Here is a 3,727-nt window from a genome sequence, read left to right on the forward strand (position 1 = left end):
CATACCACCTTAAACACTAAAACCAACGCATAGTGAAAATGCCACGCGTTGCGAATCCCTCTTGAACAGTTTGTTATGTGCGTGCTAACTGAGGTACTTTTGCCAATGTTGCTGCCCTTTCAAAACTACTCTGTAATCTTTGTAGTCCAATGAACTGTAGAGCTTTTTAGCTGCAACATTATCATCACCGACTTCTAGTGTGATTTTGAGGTAATCATTATCACGACAATACTGTTCGATACCATTCAATTGCGCCTTGCCAACCCCTTTACCGCGAAAGCTGTCCGACACCATAAAATCATGGATATTCATAACTCTTTGCGCACGATAAGTTGAGAACGATTCAAAGCAAACCGCAAAACCAGCAGGCTTATTGTCGACAAAACTGATAAATCCGTGGAAATAAGGCAACGCAAATAGCCGAGCAATTACTGAGAGATCTAGTTCAACTGAGAATCCAGACAGATACTCTTTGAACAGAGTCTCGAATATACTTTTGTCCTCAATGCTTTCTGTTTCGATACGCCTGATTGTGATTTCCATATTCATTTCCACCAAAGCACATAACGCCGCATTAAGGGGTGAACAACGCCACCACCTAACCTAAACCTTTGTGCCGTAAACACTTAAGCCAATTCAAACCAAAACTGCCAAGCGTTGTGAATCCCTCTTGAATGCTTTGTTAGTTGCCAAACCTAAAGCTTTGATTTGAAGCCAATGACTGCTTTGCCAACTATGTTTTTATGTGTTTTGAAAAACTAAAATCAGGCGCAGTTTCAAAGCGCCTGTCACTGAAACCACTTGGAACTTAAAACGCCGTAGAAAACGGACCAACAACACCAAAAATCTCTTTTGGAAAGACAAAGCCGCAGAGCTGACATTCAACAAGTAAATCGGTTTCTGAAACGGAAAATCCAACCACAAAAGAAACCTGAGAACGATTTTCACAAACCCGAACGATTTAAAATTGAAGTACGAAACCCCACCAAAAACACACTGACTTTAACTATAAACATTCTGTTTAAGCTACGTTTTTCTCGTTGGCAACTAACGCCCTGTTAAGGTGTGAGCAACGCAATGCCTAAGCTCCCGCATACCACCTTAAACACTAAACACAACGCATAGTGAAAATGCCACGCGTTGCGAATCACTCTTAAACAGTTTGTTAGGCGATTTCACTGTAAACTCAACTTTAATAAGTAAATGTAGTCAAAAAATAAAAAGCCCAGAACAGTTAGAGCTAAGCAGTACACTAGTATTTCCAGTCTGTCTGAGAGCTTTAGTGCGGACATATGCTCCTCTCGAAGTTGCAACAATTCAGGACTTGTTAAAACGTCATAGGAAAACTCTTCTGCACTTTCACCAAAACAACGGTCGAACTTTTCTACCATTTTTATCTCATATGACTCAAGGATACCTTTATCAGCATTTTTCATAAGTATGTATGACTTAGCATCGCTCATTGAAAAGCTTAAAAATCGTTCATTAGAATCTTTTAAGTACTTATGTACAATCTTAGATATAACTTGCTTTTCTTTTCTTAAACTCTTTGTAAAAACACGAAATGCTCTTCTTTTACCCAATAATACAAAGAGCCCTATTATGACGATATCTTTAACCAAAAATGGAACTTCAAATGGGAGCCATGATGTGAAGAAGTCAAACACAGGATGTAGCCATAAGTGCCAGTAAGTTGATATAGTATGAACGAACAACAATATGTAGGAAAGCACATGGTCTAAGCCAATGACACTAGCTTTTTCGACTAAATAAACACCAAATTGTTTCCACGAATTCAAATCATCGAGTACGTTTATAAGCCCCAAACCTGACAAACAACCACCGACCAACTTGCTGGCTCTTTGCACAATTAGCTTTATTTTATTTTTATCGATCATGATATCTCATTTTACTTGTCGCCTAACGCCCAGTTAAGGGGTGAAGCACGCAATGACCAAGTTTCCGCATGGCACTTCAACACCGAAATCAAACGCATACCAAAAATGCCACGCGTGCTGAATCCCACTTGAACTGTTTGTTAGCACGCTGCCCCTGAAGCCTTTGATATACGCCAAGATATTGAACTATAACACGATATTTATGGCTTGAAACACTGAAACCAAACGGACAGCTGCCAAACTGAAAACTAACTTTAAGCGCAAGTTGGCAAGAAAAAAAACATGCGAAACGACCCTATTTTCGCAGTAATAAAATTTACAAAGGATTCGATCATCGGACTTAAACAACCACGACAAAGAGCCAAATTTAAGGCAAAAAATCACCCGCATCAAAGAAACCGTGCCAGAGAAATAGCCCGAAAGTTATAAGCCGTAAATGATGAACTAAAAACAAAAACTTCGCATCTAGTGCCACCGGAGCGGACGTGAAAGGCACATTTGATCAGGTGTAAAGTTAGGAAAAAAGACCAATAAACACAGAAACTTTTAACCTTTGATCCCAATCCAGTGCTAACGCCCGCTTAAGTGGTGAGCAACGCAATGCGATGTTTCCGCACACTACCTAAATCACTAAACTTGCCGCAAACCACAAATGCCACGCGTTGCGAATCCGTCTTAAAGCGTTTGTTATGTGAATTTTTCCAACGCGTTCAATACACACAGCCATTAAACTCAATAACTTGATTACTTAGAGATTGCCCGCCATTGTAAGTCTTAATCATGCCACCACGGTAGACAAACTGATTCCAATTTTTCTGCTGCACGTCAAAGTAATGAATAGGCAAAACTAACTCCGAATACCCCGAGCTTCGATAAACATCTGGCTCATAAGCGAAAAGAAAAGAATGCGTTACACCAAAAGCTACCAAGCATTTGTCCAATTCTTTCACGATGGTTTTGGCTAAACCCAGACGACGCTTATTTGGTGCAACTGCAATACCACCAACTATACCCGCTTTGAAATTTGTTGAACCCTGTGACATTAAACGACTGTAAGCAAAACCAGTAGCTACAATCTGATTTTCGTCTTCAATGAGAATTGCACAAACGAATTCCTGATTAAAATGGATTGTAGACTCTTGCCCAAAAACCGAGTTTAGGTGTGCATTAAGTGCTACTTCATACGGATCAATTTCATCACTTTTGACGACTGATATTTTCAAAATGAGCTCCATTCACATAACGCCCAATTAAGGGGTGAACAACGCCTCCACCCAAACCTAAAGCATTGTGCCATAAACACTAAAACTGAAGTAGAAGCAAAAATGCCAAGCGTTGTGAATCCCTCTTAAATTGCTTGTTATGTAGCGATGCTCGCAAGGACACAAACCAAGAATGCAGGCACCCCAGCTATAAGTAGTTTGATACAAAAAGCCGTATTTTCTGAGAACCGCTCATCATCAATTTCGTCCGCAACGCGACGGTCAATCATTGAGTCTGTCACCCTATCAACTTTGTCGTCAGACTGCCCTATTCCACCTAGAGGCGGATACATGAAAAATAAAGCTGTCATTCCCCACAAAAGTAGAACGATGAAAAATGCGTAGTCCGATACAAACTTAAGCCCAAAGAAGCCTGTGGACATCTCAAGGCCAACAACTATTACGGCTGCTATTACATTCGCAACCAATACAAATCGAACTAAACCAAGCATTTATACTCCATTTCTTACCTAGCTACATAACGCCCTGTTAAGGGGTGAGCAACGCAATACAAGAGCCGCCGCATACCGCCTTAAACACTAAAACCAACGCATAGTGAAAATGCCA

At 40.4% G+C, this 3,727-nt stretch carries 4 protein-coding genes; all 4 read right to left on the reverse strand.

Annotation, left to right across the window (positions count from 1 at the left end; translation table 11 throughout):
* Positions 1–84: 84 nt before the first annotated feature.
* Entirely contained in the window at positions 85–543 is a 459-nt protein-coding gene (locus tag R8O70_RS24680) for a GNAT family N-acetyltransferase (RefSeq protein WP_038898338.1), read from the reverse strand.
* A 632-nt stretch (positions 544–1,175) separates the two neighbouring features.
* Positions 1,176–1,898 (reverse strand): hypothetical protein, encoded by a 723-nt coding sequence (locus R8O70_RS24685; protein WP_258623865.1) that lies wholly within the window; start codon positions 1,896–1,898, stop codon positions 1,176–1,178.
* Between the two features lie 710 nt (positions 1,899–2,608).
* Positions 2,609–3,121, reverse strand: a complete 513-nt coding sequence (locus tag R8O70_RS24690) for a GNAT family N-acetyltransferase (protein WP_140209108.1) — start codon at positions 3,119–3,121, stop codon at positions 2,609–2,611.
* Positions 3,122–3,258: 137 nt separating this feature from the next.
* Complete coding sequence (locus R8O70_RS24695; RefSeq protein WP_318184404.1) at positions 3,259–3,612, reverse strand: hypothetical protein; 354 nt, start codon at positions 3,610–3,612, stop codon at positions 3,259–3,261.
* Between the last annotated feature and the right edge of the window lie 115 nt (positions 3,613–3,727).

This window comes from Vibrio sp. 779(2023) (genome assembly GCF_033344285.1).
GTDB lineage: Bacteria > Pseudomonadota > Gammaproteobacteria > Enterobacterales > Vibrionaceae > Vibrio > Vibrio alginolyticus.